The following is a 608-nucleotide window of genomic DNA, read 5'->3' on the forward strand; positions in this document are numbered from 1 at the left end:
GACGGCCCGATGCCGCAGACCCGCGAGCACATCCTCTTGGCCCGCCAGGTCGGCGTTCCCGCGCTGGTGGTGTTCCTGAACAAGGTCGACCTGGTCGACGATCCGGAACTGCTCGAACTGGTCGAGATGGAAGTTCGCGAGCTTCTGTCGAAGTACGAGTTCCCCGGCGACGACATTCCGATCACCAAGGGTTCGGCCAAGGTTGCGCTGGACAATGGCGACAAGGCCATCGGCCACGACGCCATCCTGGCTCTGATGCAGACGGTTGACGAGTACATCCCGCAGCCTGAGCGTCCGATCGACCAGCCCTTCCTGATGCCGGTCGAAGACGTGTTCTCGATCTCGGGCCGTGGCACCGTGGTGACCGGCCGTGTCGAGCGCGGCATCGTCAAGGTTGGCGAGGAAGTCGAGATCGTCGGCATCCGCGCCACGCAGAAGACGACCGTCACGGGCGTCGAGATGTTCCGCAAGCTGCTCGACCAGGGCCAGGCCGGCGACAACATCGGCGCGCTGCTGCGCGGCACCAAGCGTGAGGACGTGGAGCGCGGCCAGGTGCTGTGCAAGCCCGGCTCCGTGAAGCCGCACACCAAGTTCAAGGCCGAAGCCTA

1 protein-coding gene is annotated in these 608 nt (G+C 65.1%); it reads left to right on the top strand.

All coding sequences use genetic code 11. The annotated features are described in order from the left end of the window. The coding region (locus tag BA190_RS34975) for an EF-Tu/IF-2/RF-3 family GTPase (RefSeq protein ID WP_245315049.1) at positions 1-608 on the top strand (608 nt) is incomplete at both ends.

It is taken from the genome of Labrys sp. WJW, from assembly GCF_001676615.1.
In the GTDB taxonomy this organism is placed as follows: Bacteria; Pseudomonadota; Alphaproteobacteria; order Rhizobiales; family Labraceae; genus Labrys; species Labrys sedimenti.